Source organism: Pseudomonas sp. URIL14HWK12:I6, from assembly GCF_000514195.1.
Taxonomy (GTDB): Bacteria; Pseudomonadota; Gammaproteobacteria; order Pseudomonadales; family Pseudomonadaceae; genus Aquipseudomonas; species Aquipseudomonas putida_A.
On the sequence record NZ_AZVL01000001.1, the window covers coordinates 625690 to 647249 of the forward strand.

Here is a 21560-nt window from a genome sequence, read left to right on the forward strand (position 1 = left end):
TCTTGAATGAAGATAAACCTGTGGCGAGGGGATTTATCCCCGATGGGGTGCGCAGCACCCCCTGAAAAGGTTGAATGCGATCAGCCTGATGTACTGAGGTGGCAGATTTTGGGGCTGCTGCGCAGCCATCGGGGATAAATCCCCTCACTACAAAAGCCTCCACCAGACATGACACTGCCTAGTGTTCGATGTGCTCATCCGGATGTTCATCCGGGCGTTTGACCCGGCGACCGTCCTCTTTCGACAGTTGCGAGAAGATCGTCGCTGCCAGCATCGCCATGATTCCGACCGTGACAAACGTCAGCTGAAACGCGCCCAGTACGGTCTCGACGCCATCGTTGCCGATCTCCGCCGTAAAGCCACCAAGCAACGCACCGGCGCAGGCCACGCCCAGACTCAGCGACAATTGCGCCACCACCGACAGCAAGCTGTTGCCGCTGCTGGCGCTGGCGTCGTCGAGGTCGATCAGCGTTACGGTGTTCATCGCGGTGAATTGCAGTGAGTTGATCGCGCCGAGAACCGCCAGCAGGCACAGCAGCAGCCAGTATGGTGTCTGCTCGCTGACCAGGCCCATGCTAGCCAGCATGATCCCCAGCGCCAGAGTGTTGCCGGTGAGCACAATGCGATAGCCGAGGCGTTCGATCAGCGGCCGCGCCATCCACTTGGCAAACATCGCCGCTGCAGCCAGCGGTAGCATGCTCATCCCTGCCTGCGATGGCGAATAACCCAGCGCCACCTGCAGCAGCAACGGCACCAGAAACGGCAGGGCGCCGCTGCCCAGACGGGCGAACAGGTTGCCGATAATTCCGACCGCGAAAGTCCTGGTCTTGAACAGCGAAGGGGCGAAAAGCGGATTTTCGACGCGCCCGGCGCGCAGCCAGTACGCCGCCAGACAGGCCAGACCGCCGAACAGCAGCAACATCACCCGCAGATGCGGCAAGTGCAATTCGCCCAGACCTTCCATGGCGATGGTGATCAGGATCATCGCCGCGCCAAACAGCAGGAAACCGAGGCTATCGAAGCGCGTGCGTTCAGTACCGCGCAGGTCGGGGATGAATTTCCACACCGCGTAGCAGCCGAGAACACCGACCGGCAGGTTGATCAAAAAGATCCAGTGCCACGTCAGGTACTGCACCATCCATCCGCCCATGGTTGGGCCGATCAGCGGGCCGAGCAGGCCGGGAATGGTGATGAAGCCCATGATCCGCACCAGTTCCGAACGCGGGTAGGCGCGCAGCACCACCAGCCGTCCGACCGGCAGCATCAATGCGCCGCCCAGACCCTGGATCACCCGCGCGCCGACCAGCATGCTCAGGCTGCAGGATAACGCGCAGAGCAGCGAGCCGAAACTGAACAGCAGGATCGCGCCGAAGAAAATCTTCTTGGTGCCGAAGCGGTCGGCGATCCAGCCCGAGGCCGGAATCAGCAAGGCCACGGTGAGCATGTAGGCGATGACCACACCTTGCATGCGCAACGGGTCTTCGGCCAGATCCCGGGCCATGGCCGGCAGGGCGGTGTTGAGAATGGTCCCGTCGAGGGACTGCATGAAGAATGCAATGGCGACGACCCACGGCAACCAGCGGGCGGTGATGGCGTCGAGAGGCGGGCGAGTGGGCATGGAACCTCTTGTGGTTGGAGTTAATGCATATCCATTGTCGAGCGCGGTCAGTGTGGGAGCGAGCCTGCTCGCGAAGAGGCCATTTCATTCAACATTGATGTCGATTGATCTACCGCTTTCGCGAGCAGGCTCGTTCCCCCAGGTTTTGCTTTTACAGGGTTAGCGTGAGTCGGCTCACCAGCGCCCCCGGCAGCAGTGCCGACGAGGTATTGCGCTGGCTATACGTGCTCGCCGACAGCAGCAACTCACGCTCGGCGGTCAACGCTTCCAGCTGCGAACCCAGCAGGCTGTAGGCGCTGTCGTCGAAGCGCATGGTGCTGACCGGCGCCTGAATCTCGCCGTTCTCGACCCAGAAAGTTGCGAAGCGGGTCATGCCGGTCAGGCGCGCCGCCGGTTGATCCGAGTAGTTCAGGTACCACAGATTGCTGATGTACAGCCCGGTGCCCAACTGCTTGAGGATCTCTGCCTGTGACAGATTGCCGGCCGCCATGTTCAGTGCACTTGGCATTTCACCGCCGCCGGCGCCGTTGGCGGTCAGGCCGTATTCGGCGGCACTGCGCGAACCGACCAGTTGATCACCGGCTTTGCCTTCGACAATCAGCCGCAGATCGCTGCGCGGATAACCCTCGCCGGAGAATGCCGGGCTCAACGAACCGCTGACTTGCTCATCCAGCGAGACCAGCGGACTGAACGTCTGATCGCCAACATACAGCTTCTGCAGCGGGCTGCTTTTGCTGGCAATCGACTGCGCCGAGAAACCGCCCCAGCTGAGCATGCCCATGATTTCTTCCAGCGCGGCCGGCGCCAGGTACGCGCGGTATTGCCCCGGTGCCAGAGTCCGCAACGGTCGACCGAGGAACGCCAGTTGCTCGCGCGCCTGCTGGAAGCGGCGGGTGAAGCCTTCGCTACTCCACTCGTGCCCGGCGTAGCTGGCTTTCACCGCTTCGCCATTGTCGTGGAACAGGCTGAAGTCGAAGTTGAAGCTGTTGGCCTGATGCCAGCCGAACGCCCCCGAGGAACTGGCGAAACCGCGGCTGATCGGGCCGGCAGCATAGAAGCCGACCAGATCCAGACCTTCAGCAGCGCTGCAGATTTCCTCGACCACCTGCTCGGTGTCCGGTAGCGGATGTTCCTGCACGTTGTTGCTCTGCCAGCCGTTGTGGTTGAGCAGCAGGTAGGGATCCTGTGGCAGCAGCGGCAGGGTTTCGCGCAGTTGTTGCAGGCCTTCGGAGAGGCGTTGCAGATCGGCTTCCTGATCACCGGACAGGGTGATGTGCAGGTCGGCATGGCGGCCGTCATTGATCAGCTTCAGCCCGACGTCGGCTTGCTGCACCTGGCCGGCCTGACGCACCTTGGCGTGATTGAACCGTACGAACGCCGAGGATTCGGCGGCGTAACTGAGGGTGAATTGTTCCGGCTCGCGCACGCTGTCGCGCAGCCAATTGACCATGACCTTGAAGGCGTCGGACTGACTCTTCGAAATGCTCATCAGGCGTCTCCCCCAAACACATCAACGTTGCTGAATACGCAGGCCGGTGAAGCGTGGCCGACGCGGATCACCTGGTTCGGCTCGCCCTTGCCGCAGTTTGGCGTGCCCAGCACCATTCGGGTGCCGGCATTGCCGACCGCGCGCAGACTCTTCCAGAAGTGCGCGGAAATGCCCCGGTAGTTCGGATTTTTCACCACACCCTTGAGTTCACCGTTCTCGATCAACTGACCCCACTCGCAACCAAACTGGAATTTGTTGCGCGCATCGTCAATCGACCACGAACGGTTGGTGCTCATCAGAATGCCGTGCTCGATGCCGCTGATCAGTTGCGTCAGCGACTGATCGCCCGGCTCGATGTTGAGGTTGGCCATGCGGTCGATCGGCGGCCGGTTCCAGCCGCAGGCGCGGCTGTTGGCAACCCCGTCGAGACCAGCGCGGAACTGCGACAGCGCGCCGCCCAATGGCCGCAACAGCAAGCCTTCGCGAATCAGGAATTGTTTGCTGGCTTTGCTGCCGTCGTCATCGTGGCCGTAGCTGGCCAGCTCTTCGGGAATGTCCGGATCGAAGGTCACGTTGAGCAGCTTCGAGCCGTATTGCAGGCTGCCGAAGTCGCTGGTTTTGACGAAGCTGGTGCCGGCGTAATTGCGCTCGTCACCGAGGATGCGGTCGAGCTCCAGCGGGTGACCGATGGACTCGTGAATCTGCAGCATCATCTGGTCCGGCATCAGCAATAGATCGCGCGGGCCTTGCGGGGTGTTCGGCGCGAGCAGCAGTTGCAGGGCCTGATCGGCCACCTTCGGGCCGGCGCCGACCAGGCCGCAACGGCTGATCACGTCCGCGCCACCCTGCTGGCCGAAGTTCTCGCGGCCGAGGGAACGGGTCTGGCTGTCGTGGCCGTCGTAGGCGGTGACGTCGAGGCCTGGATAGACGAAGCGCTGGGCCTGGCGCAATTCGGCGCCGGCGCTGCTCAGGTAGATCTGCTCGACGTGGGTGATGCCGATGCTCGCTTCCCAATTCACCAGGCGCTCATCCTTTGGCACCGAGGCGGATTCCGCGCCGAGCAGCTCGAAGCATTCGCTCAGGGACGGGAAGGGTTGCTCAAGATTGGGCGAAAAGTAATCAGCGCGATCGCTCGACACCGGCTGGTTGCGCAGGTCGAGCAAGGCGTGCGGCTTCAGTCGCCGGGCCTGCTGTTCGGCGCGCTCAAGGGCGGCTTGCAGGCCTTGCTGCGACAGGTCGTTGGTCGCCGCGTAAGCCTCGACGCCGTTGACGCGCACAGTGAGCATCGCGCCTTCGTCGCGGCTCAGGCTTGGCGGCTCGGCGACGTTCTTGCGCACCGACAGGTACTGGCCGGACTCGCGTACATACCGCAGGGAAAAAAACTCGGCGCCCGTGCGCAAGGCAGCGAAGCGCTGCTTGAGCTGGGGGTGAAAATCGAACATTCGGGAACCTCCTTGTTATGGAGTTGCGGGGTGACGCGATTCGGCGGGGAGGGGTGAAACGATTGCGCGAGGTCTAGAGTAGGCCTGCGTGGGGGGTAGGATCAAGTGAAGAGGGGGTGTAGGAGGATTTACTGTGCAGCAGGGGAATTTGTGCTGGAGGTGAGGGCCCCTTCGCGAGCAGGCTCGCTCCCACATTTGAAATGCATTCCAATGTGGGAGCGAGCCTGCTCGCGAAGGTAGCGCCTCGGTATTACGTCTTACTGAGCAACAGGCGTAATATCACGCATCGGCTTGCCCTTCACCGGCGCACCGCCAGCCACGTAGTAGGCAGCATTGCTACGCGGCAGTGGCTTGCGGCCACGGATCTTGTCGGCGATTTTCTCGGCGATCATGATCGTCGGCGCGTTGAGGTTACCGGTGGTGATGATCGGCATGATCGAGGCATCGACCACACGCAGGCTCTGCATGCCGTGCACGCGACCTTCGCCATCCACAACCGCCATCTCGTCGGTGCCCATCTTGCACGAGCAGGACGGGTGGAACGCGGTTTCGGCGTGCTCGCGGATGAACTTGTCCAGCTGCTCATCGGTTTGCACGTCGATGCCCGGGCTGATTTCGCGGCCACGGAAGGCGTCCAGCGCAGGCTGTTGCATGATTTCGCGGGTCAGGCGGATGCCGTCACGGAATTCCTGCCAGTCCTGCTCGGTGGCCATGTAGTTGAACAGGATGCTCGGGTGCTGGCGCGGATCCTTGGACTTCAACTGGATGCGGCCACGGCTCGGCGAACGCATGGAACCCATGTGCGCCTGGAAGCCGTGCTCTTTCACACCGTTGCTGCCGTTGTAGTTAATCGCTACCGGCAGGAAGTGGTACTGGATGTTCGGCCACTCGAATTCCGGACGCGAACGGATGAAACCGCCGGCTTCGAACTGGTTGCTGGCGCCGATGCCGGTGCCGTTGAACAGCCACTCGGCACCGATGGCCGGCTGGTTGTACCAGAGCAGCGACGGGTACAGCGAAACCGGTTGGGTGCAGGCGTATTGCAGGTACAGCTCAAGGTGATCCTGCAGGTTTTCACCGACGCCCGGCAGGTCATGCACCACCGGGATGTCGAGGCTTTCCAGCAGTTTTGCCGGGCCGACACCGGAGCGCTGCAGAATCTGCGGCGAAGCGATGGCGCCGGAGCACAGCAGGACTTCTTTGCGCGCTTTGGCTTCAACGCGCTCTTCCGCCGAACCGACCAGGTAACGCACGCCGACCGCACGCTTGCCTTCGAACAGGATCTTGTCGGTCAGGGCATGGGTGACGATGGTCAGGGTCGAGCGCTTTTTCGCGACGTCGAGGTAGCCACGGGCGGTGGAAGCACGACGGCCGTTCGGCGTCACGGTGCGATCCATCGGGCCGAAGCCTTCCTGCTGGTAGCCGTTCAAGTCTTCGGTGCGCGGGTAACCGGCCTGCACGCCGGCTTCAACCATGGCGTGGAACAGCGGGTTGTTGCCCGCCTTTGGCGTGGTCACGCTGACCGGGCCGTCGCCACCGTGGTAGTCGTTCGGGCCGATGTCGCGGGTTTCCGCTTTACGGAAGTACGGCAGGCAGTCGAGGTAGGTCCAGTCTTCCAGACCTGGCAGCTTCGCCCAGCCGTCGTAGTCCATCGCGTTGCCACGGATGTAGCACATGCCGTTGATCAGCGAGGAGCCGCCGAGGCCTTTGCCGCGACCGCACTCCATCCGACGACCGTCCATGTGTGGCTCCGGATCGGTTTCATAAGCCCAATTGTAGCGACGACCCTGCAGCGGGAATGCCAGCGCGGCCGGCATTTGCGTGCGGAAGTCAAAACGATAGTCCGGGCCGCCTGCTTCGAGCAGCAGCACGGTGACGCCTTCGTCTTCAGTCAGACGGGTCGCCAAGGTGTTACCGGCCGAGCCGGCACCGATGATGATGTAATCGAATTCTTGGGACATTGAATGCACCCTCTTTAGATGTGGTCAGGCTGCCGAGTGGCCACTTTCTGTGGCGAGGGAGCTTGCTCCCGCTCGACTGCGAAGCAGTCGCAGAACCTGCGACCGAGCTCTGTCTGGATGAGCGCGGTGTCTGCAGTTGGGGCCGCTGCGCAGCCCAGCGGGAGCAAGCTCCCTCGCCACAAGGGCCCCAACTTCAGAGTTGCGTCAGATCAGAACACCGAGACGTAATCGCCCAGCTCGACCTGTACCGATTTGATGCGTGTGTAGTTGGTCAGCGAGCTGATGCCGTTTTCACGGCCCACGCCCGACTGCTTGTAACCGCCAACCGGCATTTTTGCGTCGGACTCGCCCCAGGCGTTGATCCAGCAGATACCGGCTTCCAGTTGATGAATCACGCGGTGTGCGCGGTTCAGGTCTTTGGTAACGATACCGGCGGCCAGGCCGAAGTCGGTGTCGTTGGCGCGGCGGATTACTTCCTCTTCGGTCTCGTAGGACAGGATCGCCATCACCGGGCCAAAGATTTCTTCACGGACGATGGTCATCTCGTCGGTGCAGTCGGTGAACACGGTCGGCGCGACAAATGCACCTTTGGCGAATTCGCCGTCGGTCAGACGCTCGCCGCCGCACAGCACGCGGGCACCTTCTTCTTTACCCTTGGCGATGTAACCCAGCACGCTTTCCATGTGGGCGAAGCTGACCAGCGGGCCGAAGTTGGTGTTTTCGTCTTCCGGGTTGCCGATGCGGATACGCGCTACGCGCTCGACGATCTTGGCTTCGAAAGCGGCTTTCAGGTGGCTCGGCACGAATACGCGAGTACCGTTGGTGCAGACCTGACCGGAGCTGTAGAAGTTAGCCATCATCGCGGTGTCGGCGGCGCGATCGAGGTCGGCGTCGTCGCAGATGATCAGCGGCGACTTGCCGCCCAGTTCCATGGTCACGTCTTTCAGCGACGAAGCCGAAGCGCTGGCCATGACTTTCTTGCCGGTGTCGGTGCCGCCGGTGAAGGAGACTTTTTCGATGCGCGGGTGCTCGGTCAGCCAGGTACCGACTTCACGGCCGCTGCCGGTCAGTACGTTGAACACGCCGTTCGGCAGGCCGGCTTCGGTGTAGATCTCGGCCAGTTTCAGGGTGGTCAGCGAGGTGACTTCGCTTGGCTTGAAGATCATCGCGTTACCGGCGGCCAGGGCCGGTGCGGATTTCCACAAAGCGATCTGGATCGGGTAGTTCCACGCGCCGATACCGGCAACCACGCCCAGTGGCTCGCGACGGGTGTAGACGAAGGAAGTGTCGCGCAGCGGAATCTGCTCGCCTTCGATCGCCGGCACCAGGCCTGCGTAGTATTCCAGCACGTCGGCGCCGGTGACGATGTCGACGTATTTGGTTTCGGAGAAGGCTTTACCGGTGTCCAGGGTTTCCAGAGCAGCCAGCTCATCGTTGCGCTCGCGCAGGATGTCGACGGCGCGACGCAGGATGCGCGAACGCTCCATGGCGGTCATCGCGGCCCAGATTTTCTGGCCCTTTTCAGCGCTGACCACAGCACGCTCGACGTCTTCCTTGGTCGCACGTTGCACTTGGGCGAGGACTTCACCGTTCGCCGGGTTGATGGCTTCGAAAGTGGCATCGCTGCCAGCGTCGGAGTACGCGCCATCGATGTAGAGTTTTTGCAGTTCGAAACGGGCCATAGTGTCCTCGCAAGTGCATTAGTGGTTGGCGTTGACCATCGCGGTGTTGCTGCGATGGCGGTTCAGGGGCCGAGCGTTTTCTGTGTGCTCTAGCTCACCTGCTTGGCCAATTGGAAATCCATGTATTCGTAAGCGATCTGTTGCGCCTGCGCCGTGTCGAAAGCGTCTCCCGACAGTGCGCCGCGCAACCACAAGCCGTCGATCAACGCTGCCAGTCCACGCGCGGCGCTGCGCGCATCTTCGAGCGGCAACACACGGCGGAACTCGCAGCACAGGTTGGAATACAGACGGTGATCGTTGATCCGCTGCAACCTGTGCAAAGACGGCTGGTGCATGCTGGTGGCCCAGAAGGCCAGCCAGGTTTTCATTGCCGGGCCATTGACCTGGCTGGCGTCGAAGTTGCCTTCGATGATCACCTGCAGATGCGCCCGTGGGCTGCTGTCTGCCAGCGCCTGTCGGCGCGCGGTGACGTTCTCGCTGAGGACATTCATCAGATACCGCATCGTGGCGGCAATCAGGCCGTTCTTGTCCTGAAAATAGTGACTGATGATGCCATTCGAGACACCGGCCAAACGGGCGATCAGCGCAATGCTGGCGTCCCCCATACCGACCTGATCGACCGCCTGCAACGTGGCTTCGATCAGTTGTTGGCGGCGGATGGGTTGCATACCGACCTTGGGCATCTTGCACATCTCCTTAGGCCTTCCGAAGGGCGATAAACGCCTATCGGATTGAGGGCCAGTCTATTTTGTTTTGATTGAACGTTCAATCAACAAAGAATAAGATCTGCGACAAATCGTCGCTGCCTACAGATTTTTTCTGCTTGTAAATGGCGATAAAACGACATCCGAAAATGCTTGAAACCTGCGTGGGGCATGGCGCGGTTCGCTGTTCGATGGACGTGTTGAATGGGCAAGACGCTCGGGGCCAGGTTTCGGATGAACGTCCGCACAGCTTTGGCCACGAAAGCGATTCGCAACGCCATTTCGGCAGGTTCGGGCTTTTTTCGGGGTGTCTTTATATCACCCGCCGGTCGGCTGCCAACTAACCGATTGGTCGGGTTCCGTGTTGCCTTGTGTTCTTCTCTCGCACTGCCTGGAGCATTTGTGCCATGAGTTCTGCCTCTCTTATAAAGACCCCGCCCGAGAAGGTGACGGTCAACGGTTGGGTGTTTTACACCTCTACCGCGTTGATTCTGTTGTTGACCGCCATTCTGATCATCGCCCCGCAAGAGGCCGGCAGATTGTTGGGTATCGCTCAGGCCTGGTTGTCGCGCAGCTTCGGCTGGTACTACATGGTGGTGATCGCCGCGTACCTGGTGTTTGTGGTGGGCCTGGCGTTTTCCTCCTACGGCAAACTCAAACTGGGCAGCAAGGACGACACTCCGGATTTCAGTTACGGCGCCTGGGCGGGGATGTTGTTCTCGTCGGGTATCGGTATTTCGCTGCTGTACTTCGGCGCGTCCGAGCCGCTGGACCATTACTTCAATCCGCCGGAAGGCGCAGCGGCCACCAACCTGGCCGCGCGTCAGGCGGTGCAACTGACCTTCCTGCACTGGGGCCTGCACGGCTGGGCGATCTATGCGCTGGTCGGTCTGGCCGTGGCGTACTTCGCTTACCGTCATAACCAGCCATTGGCCCTGCGTTCGGCGCTGTATCCGCTGGTCGGCGAACGTTGGGTCAAGGGCGCCGCCGGTCACGCGGTGGACGGCTTCGGCATGTTCGTGACCCTGCTGGGTCTGGTGACCAACCTGGGGATCGGCTCGCTGCAAGTGTCCTCGGGGCTGGAAAACCTGTTCGGCATGGAACACAGCAACACCAACCTGCTGATCGTGATCATCGTGATGAGCACCGTGGCGACCATCGCTGCCGTGTCCGGCGTGGAAAATGGCATTCGTCGTCTGTCCAACCTGAACATCGTGCTGTTCAGCGGTCTGCTGATTTTTGTCCTGCTGTTCGGCCCGACCCTGCACCTGCTTAACGGCTTTGTGCAGAACATCGGCGACTACCTCAACGGCGTGGTGCTGAAGACCTTCGATCTGTACGTCTATGAAGGTGACAGCGCCAAGTCCGACCGCTGGCTGGGCCTGTGGACCCTGTTCTACTGGGCGTGGTGGATTTCCTGGGCACCATTCGTAGGCATGTTCATCGCGCGTATTTCCCGTGGTCGTACCGTGCGTGAGCTGGTGGCCGGCGTGCTGCTGATTCCGCTGGGCTTCACCCTGGCGTGGCTGTCGATCTTCGGTAACTCGGCACTGGATCTGGTGATGAACCAGGGGGCGGTGGAACTCGGCAAGACGGCGCTGGAACAACCGTCGATGGCGATCTACCAGTTGCTGGAACACTACCCGGCGTCGAAAGTCGTTATCGGTGTGTCGATCTTCGTCGGTTTCGTGCTGTTCCTGACCCCGGCCGACTCCGGCGCGGTGATGATGGCGAATCTTTCCTGCAAGGGCGGCAACGTTGATGAAGATGCGCCGCACTGGCTGCGGATCTTCTGGTCGGTGGTGATCACGCTGGTGACCATCGGTCTGCTGTTCGCCGGTAACTTCGAAGCCATGCAAACCATGGTGGTGCTGGCCGGTTTGCCGTTCTCGGTGGTGCTGGTGTGCTTCATGTTCGGGCTGCACAAGGCGATGCGCCAGGACGTGCAGATCGAACAGGAGCAGGCGCAACTGGCTGAGCGCGGTCGTCGTGGTTTCAGCGAGCGTCTGACGCAGCTGGATCTGCAACCGAGCCAATCGGTGGTGCAGCGCTTCATGGACAAACACGTGACCCCGGCACTGGACGACGCTGCTGCGCAACTGCGTGCACAGGGTCTGGAAGTGCAGACGCTGCTGGGCAAATCCAAACGCTGCATGGGCGTGCGTGTCGAGATGGAAGAGGGCAATCCTTTCGTCTATGAAGTGAGCCTGGACGGCTACCTGGCGACCCCGACCGAATCGGCCCAGTCCGATGAAGCGCGCCAGCGTTACTACCGCGCCGAGGTGTATCTGCACAACGGCAGCCAGGACTACGACCTGATGGGCTTCACGCAGGATCAGATCACACGCGATGTGCTCGATCAGTTTGAAAGCCATCGGCAGCTCCTTGGCCGGGTGTATAGCTAAGTTGTAGGTGGTGCGGTGTTTCTGTCTGAAGCACCGTGCCGCATTCTTCGCGAGCAAGCCCGCTCCCACATTGGAATGCATTTCAAATGTGGGAGCGGGCTTGCTCGCGAAGGGGCCATCAGCTCCAACGCTGAACGCCCTGTATTCCGATAAACAAAAACGCCGCGATCCTCTCGCGGCGTTTTTGTGTCTGCGGGGTTCTTACCCCAGGTTCTTGCCCAGCAGCGCGTGATACAGCTCGCTGTCGCCGAGAATCCCCACCACATGGTTGTTGTCGTGCAGCACCAGTTTGTTGCCGGTCTGGTAGCGGATCTGCAACGCATCGCGCATGCCGATATTCGAATCCACCAGGGTCGGCTTGCGCTCCAGGGCTTCCACTGCTTGCCCCGGTGCCCAGTTCTGCAGGTTCAGCACCGAACCGTTCTGCCGCGCACCCTTGATTGTGTTGCCTTCGGCCAGGTCCAGCCACGAATCGCCGCCCGGGTCGAGGCACACCGAACCGTTGATGCGTTTGCAGTTGTCCAGCGTGCGCATCAGGCTGCGCCCGCACAGAACGTTGAGCGGGTTGGTGTGGGCTACGAAGGTGCGCACATAGTCGTCCGCCGGGTTGAGCACGATCTCTTCCGGCACGCTGTACTGGATGATCCGGCCGTCCTTCATGATCGCAATGCGGCTACCCAGTTTCAGTGCCTCATCGAGGTCGTGACTCACAAACACGATGGTCTTGCTCAGCTTGCGTTGCAGTTCCAGCAGTTCATCCTGCAGGCCCTGACGGATCAGCGGGTCGAGTGCCGAGAACGGTTCGTCCATCAGCAGAATGTCGGCGTCCATCGCCAGTGCCCGGGCCAGGCCGACACGCTGCTGCATGCCTCCGGAGAGTTCATCGGGCTTCTTGTTGCGCCATTGAGTCAGGCCGACCAGTTCGAGCTTGTCGTCGACCAGCTTGCGCCGTTCCTTTTCCGGTCGGCCCTGCATCTCCAGACCGAAACTGATGTTCTCGCGCACCGTCAGCCACGGCATCAGGGCGAACTTCTGGAACACCATGGCGATGCGTTTGGTGCGCATCATTTTCAGTTCGGCCGGGGTGCAGGAAGCGATATCGATCTGCTTGCCTTCGTGCTCGACGAACAGCTTGCCGCGACTCACGGTGTTGAGGCCGTTGATGCAGCGCAGCAGGCTCGACTTGCCGGAGCCGGACAGGCCCATCAGTACGCAGATCTCGCCCTTGTTGATGTCCAGACTGGCCTTTTCCACGCCGACGATCTGCCCGGTCTTTTTCAGGATCTCGCTGCGGGTCAAACCTTGATCGAGAAGTTTCAGTGCTTCGCGCGGATCCTTGGTGAAGATCACGTCAACGTTATCGAAGCGAATTATGCTCATGCGTCACCCCCTACTTTGGCGTCGGGTTGTTTGCAGATACGGTCGAGCATGATCGCCAGCAGTACGATCGCCAGGCCCGCTTCGAAGCCCAAGGCGATATCAGCAGTGTTCAGTGCGTTGACCACCGGTTTGCCGAGTCCGTCGGCGCCTACCAGTGCCGCGATCACCACCATCGACAGCGACAGCATGATGCACTGGGTGATGCCGGCAGCGATGCTCGGCATGGCGTGAGGCAGTTCGATCCGTGAGAGCAATTGGCGACGCGAGCAGCCGAAGGCCTTGCCGGCGTCCATCAGTTCTTGCGGGACATCGCGGATGCCCAGGTAGGTCAGGCGGATCGGCGCAGCGATGGCGAACACCACCGTGGAGATCAGGCCCGGCACCACACCCAGCCCGAAGAGGGTCAGGGTAGGAATGAGGTAAACGAAGGTCGGTACGGTCTGCATCAGATCGAGTACCGGACGCATTAAAGTGTAGAACATCGGCTTGTGCGCAGCGACGATGCCCAGCGGTACGCCGATGACCACGCAGACCAGGGTCGCGAACATGACCTGGGCGAGGGTTTCCATGGTTTCCTGCCAGTACCCCAGGTTGAGGATCAGCAGGAACGAGGCAATCACAAAAACAGTCAGCCCCCATTTGCGCTGGATGAAATGCGCGAGCAGGGCGATGAGGCCGATCAAGACGAAGGGATTGAACCAGGTCAGCGCAAACGTCACGCCGTGGATCATCGTTTCCAGTGTCACGGCGATTGCGTCGAAGGTGCTGGCGCCGTGTTGCGTCAACCATTCAACGAAGCCCGCGATGTACTGGCCTAAAGGGATTTTCTGATCAATCAGCATGGTAGTGAACGTCCGCATGCAAGGAATAAACAGCCCGGGCGAGCGAACTCGCCCGGCGTAAGGCAATTACTGTGCGAGCTTGGCTTTCACGGCCTCCAGGCCTGGTTTACCGTCAATGGTGGTCACGCCAGCGAGCCAGGTATCGAGCACCTGAGGGTTCTTTTTCAGCCAGGCCTTGGCGGCCGCTTCAGGCTTCATCTTGTCGTCGAGGATGTTGCCCATCAGGGTACTTTCCATGTCGACGGTGAACTCCAGGTTCTTCAGCAACTGACCGACGTTGCTGCATTCGGTGGTGTAGCCCTTGCGGGTGTTGGTCGCCACGGTGGCAGCACCGAAATCGGGGCCGAAGAAGTCATCGCCGCCGGTCAGGTATTGAATCTTGAAGCGCTTGTTCATCGGGTGCGGCGCCCAGCCGAGGAAGACCACGGCGGTGTCGCGTTTCTGCGCGCGGTCGACCTGCGAGAGCATGCCCGCTTCGGACGATTCGACGACCTTGAAGCCGGCGGTTTTCAAACCGAAAGCGTCCTTGTCGATCATGCTCTGGATCAGGCGGTTGCCGTCGTTGCCAGGCTCGATACCGTAAATCTTGCCATCGAGCTCTTTCTTGAATTTGGCGATGTCGGCGAAGTCATGCAGACCCTTGTCGTACAGGGCTTGCGGTACGGCGAGGGTGTACTTGGCACCTTTGAGGTTGGTGCGCACCACTTCGACGGTGCCGGCATCGCGGTAGGCCTTGATGTCGTTTTCCATGGTCGGCATCCAGTTACCGAGGAACACGTCCATGTTCTTGCCGTCGGCCAGCGACTTGTAGGTCACGGGCACGGAGATCATGGTGGTCTTGGTCTTGTAGCCGAGGGCGTCGAGCACCACCGAAGTGGTGGCGGTGGTGGCGGTGATGTCGGTCCAGCCGACATCGGAGAAGTTAACGGTACTGCACTGCGCCGGTTCTGCGGCTTGAGCCAGTAACGGCAGACTCAGCATGGCGGCCAACAACAACGACGGGGAACCTTTCATGGATGGACTCCTTGGTGTTTTTTTTGGCAGTGTTCCGACTGTGGACCACCGCACTTATAGGTTGCGGTTGGATGGCGTTCTGGAGACAGCTCTACCACGGCGCCTTGCAATCGAGTCATAACGATCATGTACCAGTGAAAATCTGACGCCTACAGGGTGGGTCGTATCCAGTACAGGGATGGTCGCATCCAGTGTCAGTGACGTCGTTTACAGCTTTTTTCCGCCCCGTTTGGCCATCTGAACCGCATAAAAACGGCGAAAACACGGGAGGAAACCGGCACGGCGTTGGTGGGCATGAGTGCGTCGGTGTCAGACGCCGAGCGACCTGACAAAAGCCTGATGATGCGGGCATTCCGGCGGATCGCAGCTTGAGCGTAGCAGCTCCGCCAGCGGGCGCTTAACGCCCGGGAACGGCATCCTCAGGAGCTCTGCAGCAATGGCTATCAGCGTTTTCGACCTGTTCAAAATCGGCATCGGCCCGTCCAGTTCCCACACCGTCGGCCCGATGCGCGCCGCCGCCCTGTTTGTCGAAGCGCTGCGCGACCGGCACCTGCTGGAGCAGGTACGGCGTATAGAAGTGCAACTGTTCGGCTCACTGTCGGCTACCGGTATCGGCCACGGCAGCGACAATGCAGTGATCATGGGCCTGATGGGCGAGTGGCCGGACGCAATCGACCCGTCGCAGATCGGCCCGCGCATTCAGGCGCTGCGCGAAACTCACACGCTGTTATTGGATGGTCGTCTGTCGGTGCCGTTTGTCTGGGCTCGCGACATGCGCCTGATCGACGAGAACCTGCCGTTCCACCCCAACGCCATGACTCTGGTTGCCGAAGGCGATCACGGCGAGATTCATCGCGACACCTACTATTCGGTCGGTGGCGGTTTTGTCGTGGATCAGGCGCAGGCATCCAGCGGTGTTGTCGATCTGGATCGCACCGAATTGCCTTATGACTTTTCCAGCGCGGTGGAACTGCTGCAGCTGTGCCAAAAGAACAACCTGCGCGTCGCCGAACTGATGATGGCCAACGAAAAGGTCTGGCGCAGCGAAGAGGAAATCCGTGCCGGGCTGATGAAGCTGTGGCGGGCGATGCAGGATTGCGTCGAGCAGGGCCTCAAGCACGAAGGCATCCTTCCCGGCGGTCTCAATGTGCGCCGGCGCGCGGCCAAGTTGCATCGCAGCCTGCAGGAGTTGAACAAGCCCAACGTGATCGGCTCGACCCTCAGTGCCATGGAGTGGGTCAACCTGTTTGCCCTCGCGGTCAATGAAGAAAACGCGGCGGGCGGGCGCATGGTCACCGCACCGACCAATGGTGCGGCGGGGATCATTCCGGCGGTGTTGCACTACTTTATGAAGTTCAGCGAAGCGGTCACCGACGCCAATGTGGTCGATTACTTCCTGGGCGCGGCGGCGGTGGGGATTCTGTGCAAGAAGAACGCCTCGATCTCCGGTGCCGAAGTCGGCTGCCAGGGCGAGGTTGGTTCGGCCTGCGCGATGGCGGCGGCGGGGTTGGCGGAGATTCTCGGCGCGACGCCGGAGCAACTGTGCAACGCGGCGGAAATCGGCCTGGAACACAACCTCGGCCTGACCTGTGATCCGGTTGGCGGCCTGGTGCAGGTGCCGTGCATCGAGCGCAACGCAATTGCCGCTGTGAAGGCGATCAACGCGGCGCAGATGGCCCTGCGTGGTGATGGTCAGCACTTCATCTCGCTGGACCGGGTGATCCGCACCATGCGTGATACCGGCGCCGATATGCATGACAAATATAAAGAGACCTCGCGGGGTGGTTTGGCGGTCAGCGCGGTTGAGTGCTGAGACCGTGTCGCTCCCATCGCGAGCAGGCTCACTCCTACACTTGGAATGCGTTCCCCTGTAGGAGTGAGCCTGCTCGCGATAGCGCCAGACCAGTCAAAACTGCGCGCTAAGTGAACACAACAAAACAATCACGCCACCTTTTAGCGCGTCGCAATCAGATAAGAGCTTTTCCCACTCGCAGTGCGCCATTCGCACTCCCTGCCGTCCGTCACCCGTGCTTGCGGTGACACTCTGAAACAACTGCGCGCAAGCCCGTTCCCACAAGTGCTACCGATCTGCTCACAGGCAGCGGGGCAGGGCTCTCGGCGCCGCTGATGGCACTTCGAAACACCCTTGGTCCGACGTCTTGAATAGACACGTCGCGACGTCGTTTTCAGGAGTTATTGAACAGCCATTCAATTTTAGGCATGGCAATTGCTCTGTCATAACAAAGCCCGTCTCCCACGCGAGAACGCCGGCAATAACAAGAGCCTCCGCCTGAGGCCATCACCCGCTTTGTGTGAGGAGATACCGCGATGACGTCGTTCAACTCCGGGGCCCAACCCCAGAACCGTGCGCCTCAATCCATCGGCTTTCTGCTGCTGGACAATTTCACGCTGATTTCTCTGGCCTCCGCAGTCGAGCCCCTGCGCATGGCCAACCAATTGTCCGGTCGTGAGCTGTATCGCTGGAGCACCCTCACCGTCGATGGCGGTCAGGTGTGGGCCAGTGACGGTCTGCAAATCACCCCCGATGCCTCCATGCACAAAGCCCCGCCCCTGGACACCGTGATCGTCTGCGGCGGGATCGGCATTCAACGCACCGTGACCCGTGAACACGTCTCGTGGCTGCAAAGTCAGGCGCGTCAGTCCAAGCGTCTGGGCGCGGTGTGCACCGGCAGCTGGGCTTTGGCTTGCGCCGGTCTGCTCGACGGGTTCGATTGCAGCGTGCACTGGGAATGTCTGGCGGCGATGCAGGAAGCTTTCCCGCGTGTGGCGATGAGCACTCGCCTGTTCACCCTCGACCGTAACCGTTTCACCAGCTCCGGCGGCACCGCGCCACTGGACATGATGTTGCACCTGATCAGCCGCGATCATGGGCGTGAACTGTCCGCCGCGATCTCGGAAATGTTCGTCTACGAGCGCATCCGCAACGAGCAGGATCACCAGCGCGTGCCGCTCAAGCACATGCTCGGCACCAATCAGCCGAAACTGCAGGAAATCGTCGCGCTGATGGAAGCCAATCTGGAAGAGCCGATCGACCTCGACGAACTGGCGGTGTACGTCGCCGTGTCGCGTCGACAGCTGGAGCGGCTGTTCCAGAAATACCTGCACTGCTCGCCGTCGCGCTACTACCTCAAGCTGCGCCTAATCCGCGCGCGGCAACTGCTCAAGCAGACGCCGATGTCGATCATCGAAGTCGCGTCGGTGTGTGGTTTCGTCTCGACGCCGCACTTCTCCAAGTGCTACCGCGAATACTTCGGCATTCCGCCGCGTGACGAACGCGTAGGCTCCAATACCACCCAGCAAGTGGCGATGCTGCCGCTGCCGCAGGCGATCGTGATGTCGCCGCTGTCGGGACCGATGTCGGCGTTGAGTCAGGCGCGTAATGAGTCGACGTTTGCCAGCGTAAGGCTGTAGACCGCGTCATCGTTCTTCGCGAGCAGGCTCGCTCCCACCTGGAATGCATTTCAAATGTGGGAGCGAGCCTGCTCGCGAATGGATTTATCAGGCGCTATGGCTTTGCTGGTAATCCGCCAACGCCGGCAACAACTGCTTGTCGATCGCCTGGCGCACCGCAGGCTGGATACTGGCGCCGCTGGTGTACATGTCCTTGACCATCTTGCGCAATTCAAACGCGCGAACATTGTCCAGACCACGCACCGCACACTCACAGGCCTGCTCGGCGGTCGAACCGCTCGGCACTTGAAAACCCAATGCCTTGAGCTGGCCCAACAAGTCTTCCTGATCGATCAAATCGGCATACATCATGGCGCGCTTCCTTCTTCGGCAACGGAGGTCGTGACTCGATTCTGGTGGGCATGTGGAGGCACGGCAAGGGCGATTTGTCGCAGTGGCCGCGACGGCTATGAACAGGTCGTTTTCGGCTAACTCAGTGCCAAGGGGAGTCGGCACACTGACCTCAGCTCGCTACAGACGGTTTGGTCACCCTCGACTGGCAGCTCCTCAACAGTACCCTCTGCCCCGATCCTGTCACGGCTTGTATCGGGGCTTTTTTTGCCTGTGAATCCGGGAGAGGGGTGTGGTTGGCGCTGACGCCTTCGCGAGCAGGCTCGCTCCCACATTTGAAATGCATTTCCAGTGTGGGAGCGAGCCTGCTCGCGAAGAACGATGACGCGGTTTACCGTTGCAACACCAGAATCCGCGACAACAACTCATCCCGATCGATGTAGCAGCCCTGGAAATGCCGCGCCCCGGTCGCTGGATCAAACGCATTGCGCGCATGCAGCGTGCGGCGGTTATCGAAGCACCACAGCTCACCCGGATTGAGTCGCTGCATCAGGCGAAAACGTGGCTCACGGGTCATGGCGATCAAGCGCCGATAGGCCCGGTACAGCAGCGGCATTTGCTCCACCGATGTATCGAATGCACCGCGCAAAAAGTTCGCCATGCGAACCTCCGCGACTCGGCCCAGCGCATCCAGCGCAATGATCGGCGCCAGGCAACGATAGTCGCTGTGGCGGTCCTTGTTGCGAAACTCCACGGGGATTTCGCACAGCGCCTGAAACAGCTCCGGTGCTTCCTGACGCAAAGCATCGGCAATCGCAAAACCGTCGACAAAAATACTCTCGCCACCCTCGGCATCATTCACCAGGCAATGCAGAAATTGCAGACCCGGTTGCAGTTCGCGAGTCGGCAAATCGGTGTGCAATGGCAGATTGAAAGCGGTGTAGGCGTTGCTGTCGGCATCGGCCTTGGACTGCACGTTGAACAGCACGCCGAAGTTGCTCTCGCGGATGAACGAAATGCGCTGCGCGATCAGCTTCAGCGAACCTGGTTCGGTGGGCACGCCGCGCACCTGAGTCAGGCCGATGTCGCGTACCGCGATCAACCATTGCAGCAGCGCGCCGTTGTCGTTCATCAGCGCTGAATATTCGAATACCGGTAGCTGCAAATCGCTGCGCCACAGGTAAGCCTTGGGTTTGGCCGCCAGACGTTCGGAGCGGGACTCGTCGTCATAGGCGTGCGCGCGCAGCCAGCCCGGATCGAAGCGACTGCGATGGCCGTCCTGCCAGTCGATCTGCAGACAGCCGTCGCTGTCGATGTGCGCGTTGGCGGGGACGAGATCCGGCGCAGCATCGACGATCTCGAATACCTGCTCACGGGTGACGTTGTAGACGCACTGCTCGCACGGGCAGTTATCTCGCAACCAGACGTGATGGAACGGGCTGATGCGGCCGTCGGCCCAGGCAATCGACACGCGATCCGCCAGGTTCTGCACGCCGCTCAGCGCGCTGATCAACGGATAAGTACGGAAATCGGCAACAGCGGCAGCGGTGTGCATGGCGGCTCCTTGCGTGGGAGGGATTAACGGGCGGGTGGCAGAGCGATGACACGGCCGATGTAAGCCGGGGCGGGCAGATCGACTTGCTCGGCGGCGATGGCTTGCAGGCGGCTCAAGGTGTCCGGGGTGAACGGCGCGGAACGTGGGCCGGCGAGGTCGACGTGCAACAGCATCTGCTCGTTACCGGCCAGTTCCTGGTCGTCGCCGGCCAGGTGCAGGCTGTGATAGAGGTGCAGGCGTTTGCTGTCGTGACCGATGATCTGCGTGCGCACCTCGACCTCGGCGTCGAGCTTCACTTCGTGCAGATAATTCAGGTGCAGTTCCAGGGTGAACAGCGAATGGCCGCGGGCTTCGCGGTTGTTGCTGTCCATGCCGAGGCGGTCCATCAGCGCGTCGGTGGCGTAGCTGAAAATCAGCAGGTAGAAGGCGTCGCGCAGGTGGCCGTTGTAGTCGACCCAGTCGGGGATGATGGTGGTTTGGTAGGTGGTGAGAGTGGGCATGGTGTCAGATCCAACATTAATAGTGACTGGGCTGCCGTCTTCGCGAGCAAGCCCGCTCCCACATTGGAATGCGGTCACCTGTGGGAGCGGGCTTGCTCGCGAAGGGGCCGGAACTGCTGAGCAAGGATTACTCGCTGAAACTCATCCCGTGCTTTTCCTTGGTGGTCTTCACCGCCTCCAGCACCGCCAGCAGGCAGTCATCACGATAGCGCTCCAGTGCTGAAATGCTGTGGCGGCCGAGCTGGTCGCTGGTGCCATCGACCACATCGTCGATCAGCTTATCGGTCAGTTCCGGTGCCGGCAGATAAGTCCACGGCAACTGCAACGCGGGGCCGAACTGCGACATGAAGTGACGCATCCCCGCGTCACCGCCGGCCAGCGTATAGGTCAGGAACGTGCCCATGAACGACCAGCGCAGCCCGGCGCCAAAACGGATCGCGTCGTCGATCTCGCCAGTGGTCGCCACCCCGTCGTTGACCAGGTGCAGCGCCTCGCGCCACAGCGCTTCGAGCAGACGGTCAGCGATGAATCCCGGCACTTCCTTGCGCACATGCAGCGGGCGCATGCCGAGGGATTCGTAGACTTTCATCGCCGCTTGCACGGCCTCGGGCGCGGTGTTCTTGCCGCCGACCACTTCCACCAGCGGCAGCAGGTAAACCGGGTTGAACGGGTGCCCGACCACGCAGCGTTCAGGGTGGGTCGAGCTCTCGTAGAACTCGCTCGGCAACAGGCCGGAAGTGCTCGATCCGATCAAGGCATCAGGCTTGGCCGCTGCGCTGATTTTGCTGTGCAGATCGAGTTTCAGCTCGATGCGTTCCGGGGCACTTTCCTGAATGAAATCGGCATCGCGCACGCATTCTTCGATGGTCGCGACAAAACGCAGACGATCCTGCGAAGCACCGGGCGCCAGACCGTTTTTCTCCAGCGCACCCCAGGCATTCGCCACGCGTTTGCGCAGCGCAGCTTCAGCGCCGGGCGCCGGGTCCCAGGCCACCACGTCGAGGCCATGGGCGAGGGCACGCGCGACCCAGCCGCTGCCGATGACACCGCTGCCGAGGGCGGCGAAGGTTTTGATGTCGGTGATAAAGCTCATGGTGATTTCCTGAATTTGGCACAAAAAACTGTGGGAGCGGGCTTGCTCGCGAAGAGGCCGGTACATCCGACGCATCTTTATGGGCAGAGCCAGCGCCTTCGCGAGCAAGCCCG

16 protein-coding genes are annotated in these 21560 nt (G+C 61.0%); 3 read left to right on the plus strand and 13 right to left on the minus strand.

The annotated features are described in order from the left end of the window. Positions 1-178: 178 nt before the first annotated feature. The 6 genes from mdtD to betI form a co-directional block, all read right to left on the minus strand. The gene (gene mdtD / locus H043_RS0102905; protein WP_027610635.1) at positions 179-1618 is read right to left on the minus strand and encodes a multidrug transporter subunit MdtD; all 1440 of its coding nucleotides are present in this window, start codon (positions 1616-1618) and stop codon (positions 179-181) included. 151 nt (positions 1619-1769) lie between these two features. Next, positions 1770-3107: a TldD/PmbA family protein gene (locus H043_RS0102910; protein WP_027610636.1), complete on the minus strand. Its 1338-nt coding sequence runs from the start codon at positions 3105-3107 to the stop codon at positions 1770-1772. Continuing rightward, positions 3107-4549 (minus strand): TldD/PmbA family protein, encoded by a 1443-nt coding sequence (locus tag H043_RS0102915; RefSeq protein ID WP_027610637.1) that lies wholly within the window; start codon positions 4547-4549, stop codon positions 3107-3109. Before H043_RS0102915 ends, H043_RS0102910 begins: the two co-directional genes overlap by 1 nt. Positions 4550-4806: 257 nt before the next feature. After that, the gene (gene betA, locus H043_RS0102920; RefSeq protein WP_027610638.1) at positions 4807-6510 is read right to left on the minus strand and encodes a choline dehydrogenase; all 1704 of its coding nucleotides are present in this window, start codon (positions 6508-6510) and stop codon (positions 4807-4809) included. A 209-nt stretch (positions 6511-6719) separates the two neighbouring features. Beyond that, on the minus strand, positions 6720-8192 hold the full coding sequence (gene betB / locus H043_RS0102925) for a betaine-aldehyde dehydrogenase (RefSeq protein WP_027610639.1): 1473 nt from the start codon (positions 8190-8192) through the stop codon (positions 6720-6722). Positions 8193-8281: 89 nt separating this feature from the next. Further along, positions 8282-8875, minus strand: a complete 594-nt coding sequence (gene betI, locus H043_RS0102930; RefSeq protein WP_025108530.1) for a transcriptional regulator BetI — start codon at positions 8873-8875, stop codon at positions 8282-8284. 485 nt (positions 8876-9360) lie between these two features. On the opposite strand from betI, the gene H043_RS0102935 reads away from it, so the two are divergent. After that, complete coding sequence (locus H043_RS0102935) at positions 9361-11301, plus strand: BCCT family transporter (RefSeq protein WP_256214117.1); 1941 nt, start codon at positions 9361-9363, stop codon at positions 11299-11301. A gap of 201 nt (positions 11302-11502) precedes the next feature. On the opposite strand, the gene choV is transcribed toward H043_RS0102935, so the two are convergent. The 3 genes from choV to H043_RS0102950 form a co-directional block, all read right to left on the minus strand. Continuing rightward, positions 11503-12681, minus strand: coding sequence for a choline ABC transporter ATP-binding protein (gene choV, locus H043_RS0102940; RefSeq protein ID WP_007962646.1), 1179 nt, complete (start codon positions 12679-12681; stop codon positions 11503-11505). Next, positions 12678-13523, minus strand: a complete 846-nt coding sequence (gene choW, locus H043_RS0102945; RefSeq protein ID WP_007962645.1) for a choline ABC transporter permease subunit — start codon at positions 13521-13523, stop codon at positions 12678-12680. The genes choV and choW overlap by 4 nt, the downstream gene beginning before the upstream one ends. A gap of 66 nt (positions 13524-13589) precedes the next feature. Then, on the minus strand, positions 13590-14537 hold the full coding sequence (locus tag H043_RS0102950; RefSeq protein WP_027610641.1) for a choline ABC transporter substrate-binding protein: 948 nt from the start codon (positions 14535-14537) through the stop codon (positions 13590-13592). A gap of 436 nt (positions 14538-14973) precedes the next feature. On the opposite strand from H043_RS0102950, the gene H043_RS0102955 reads away from it, so the two are divergent. Both H043_RS0102955 and H043_RS0102960 read left to right on the plus strand, forming a co-directional pair. Then, complete coding sequence (locus tag H043_RS0102955) at positions 14974-16350, plus strand: L-serine ammonia-lyase (RefSeq protein ID WP_007962642.1); 1377 nt, start codon at positions 14974-14976, stop codon at positions 16348-16350. A 515-nt stretch (positions 16351-16865) separates the two neighbouring features. Beyond that, the gene (locus tag H043_RS0102960; protein ID WP_007949927.1) at positions 16866-17969 is read left to right on the plus strand and encodes a GlxA family transcriptional regulator; all 1104 of its coding nucleotides are present in this window, start codon (positions 16866-16868) and stop codon (positions 17967-17969) included. Between the two features lie 87 nt (positions 17970-18056). Here H043_RS0102960 and H043_RS0102965 read toward each other — a convergent pair whose 3' ends face one another. The 4 genes from H043_RS0102965 to H043_RS0102980 all read right to left on the minus strand — a co-directional run bounded on the left by H043_RS0102965 (position 18057) and on the right by H043_RS0102980 (position 21447). Further along, a complete protein-coding gene (locus H043_RS0102965) occupies positions 18057-18320 on the minus strand; it encodes a hypothetical protein (protein WP_007962640.1) in 264 nt (87 codons plus the stop codon). A 370-nt stretch (positions 18321-18690) separates the two neighbouring features. After that, positions 18691-19854 (minus strand): gamma-butyrobetaine dioxygenase, encoded by a 1164-nt coding sequence (locus H043_RS0102970; protein ID WP_027610642.1) that lies wholly within the window; start codon positions 19852-19854, stop codon positions 18691-18693. A 23-nt stretch (positions 19855-19877) separates the two neighbouring features. Further along, the gene (locus tag H043_RS0102975) at positions 19878-20354 is read right to left on the minus strand and encodes a thioesterase family protein (RefSeq protein WP_027610643.1); all 477 of its coding nucleotides are present in this window, start codon (positions 20352-20354) and stop codon (positions 19878-19880) included. Between the two features lie 127 nt (positions 20355-20481). Further along, complete coding sequence (locus H043_RS0102980) at positions 20482-21447, minus strand: L-carnitine dehydrogenase (protein WP_027610644.1); 966 nt, start codon at positions 21445-21447, stop codon at positions 20482-20484. Positions 21448-21560 lie beyond the last annotated feature (113 nt).

Excerpts from the sequence above, each read along its gene's own strand:
- mdtD (WP_027610635.1), bottom strand. The coding sequence starts at position 1,618 with ATGCCCACTCGCCCGCCTCTCGACGCCATCACCGCCCGCTGGTTGCCG.
- H043_RS0102910 (WP_027610636.1), bottom strand. The coding sequence starts at position 3,107 with ATGAGCATTTCGAAGAGTCAGTCCGACGCCTTCAAGGTCATGGTCAAT.
- H043_RS0102915 (WP_027610637.1), bottom strand. The coding sequence starts at position 4,549 with ATGTTCGATTTTCACCCCCAGCTCAAGCAGCGCTTCGCTGCCTTGCGC.
- betA (WP_027610638.1), bottom strand. The coding sequence starts at position 6,510 with ATGTCCCAAGAATTCGATTACATCATCATCGGTGCCGGCTCGGCCGGT.
- betB (WP_027610639.1), bottom strand. The coding sequence starts at position 8,192 with ATGGCCCGTTTCGAACTGCAAAAACTCTACATCGATGGCGCGTACTCC.
- betI (WP_025108530.1), bottom strand. The coding sequence starts at position 8,875 with ATGCCCAAGGTCGGTATGCAACCCATCCGCCGCCAACAACTGATCGAA.
- choV (WP_007962646.1), bottom strand. The coding sequence starts at position 12,681 with ATGAGCATAATTCGCTTCGATAACGTTGACGTGATCTTCACCAAGGAT.
- choW (WP_007962645.1), bottom strand. The coding sequence starts at position 13,523 with ATGCTGATTGATCAGAAAATCCCTTTAGGCCAGTACATCGCGGGCTTC.
- H043_RS0102950 (WP_027610641.1), bottom strand. The coding sequence starts at position 14,537 with ATGAAAGGTTCCCCGTCGTTGTTGTTGGCCGCCATGCTGAGTCTGCCG.
- H043_RS0102955 (WP_007962642.1), top strand. The coding sequence starts at position 14,974 with ATGGCTATCAGCGTTTTCGACCTGTTCAAAATCGGCATCGGCCCGTCC.
- H043_RS0102960 (WP_007949927.1), top strand. The coding sequence starts at position 16,866 with ATGACGTCGTTCAACTCCGGGGCCCAACCCCAGAACCGTGCGCCTCAA.
- H043_RS0102965 (WP_007962640.1), bottom strand. The coding sequence starts at position 18,320 with ATGATGTATGCCGATTTGATCGATCAGGAAGACTTGTTGGGCCAGCTC.
- H043_RS0102970 (WP_027610642.1), bottom strand. The coding sequence starts at position 19,854 with ATGCACACCGCTGCCGCTGTTGCCGATTTCCGTACTTATCCGTTGATC.
- H043_RS0102975 (WP_027610643.1), bottom strand. The coding sequence starts at position 20,354 with ATGCCCACTCTCACCACCTACCAAACCACCATCATCCCCGACTGGGTC.
- H043_RS0102980 (WP_027610644.1), bottom strand. The coding sequence starts at position 21,447 with ATGAGCTTTATCACCGACATCAAAACCTTCGCCGCCCTCGGCAGCGGT.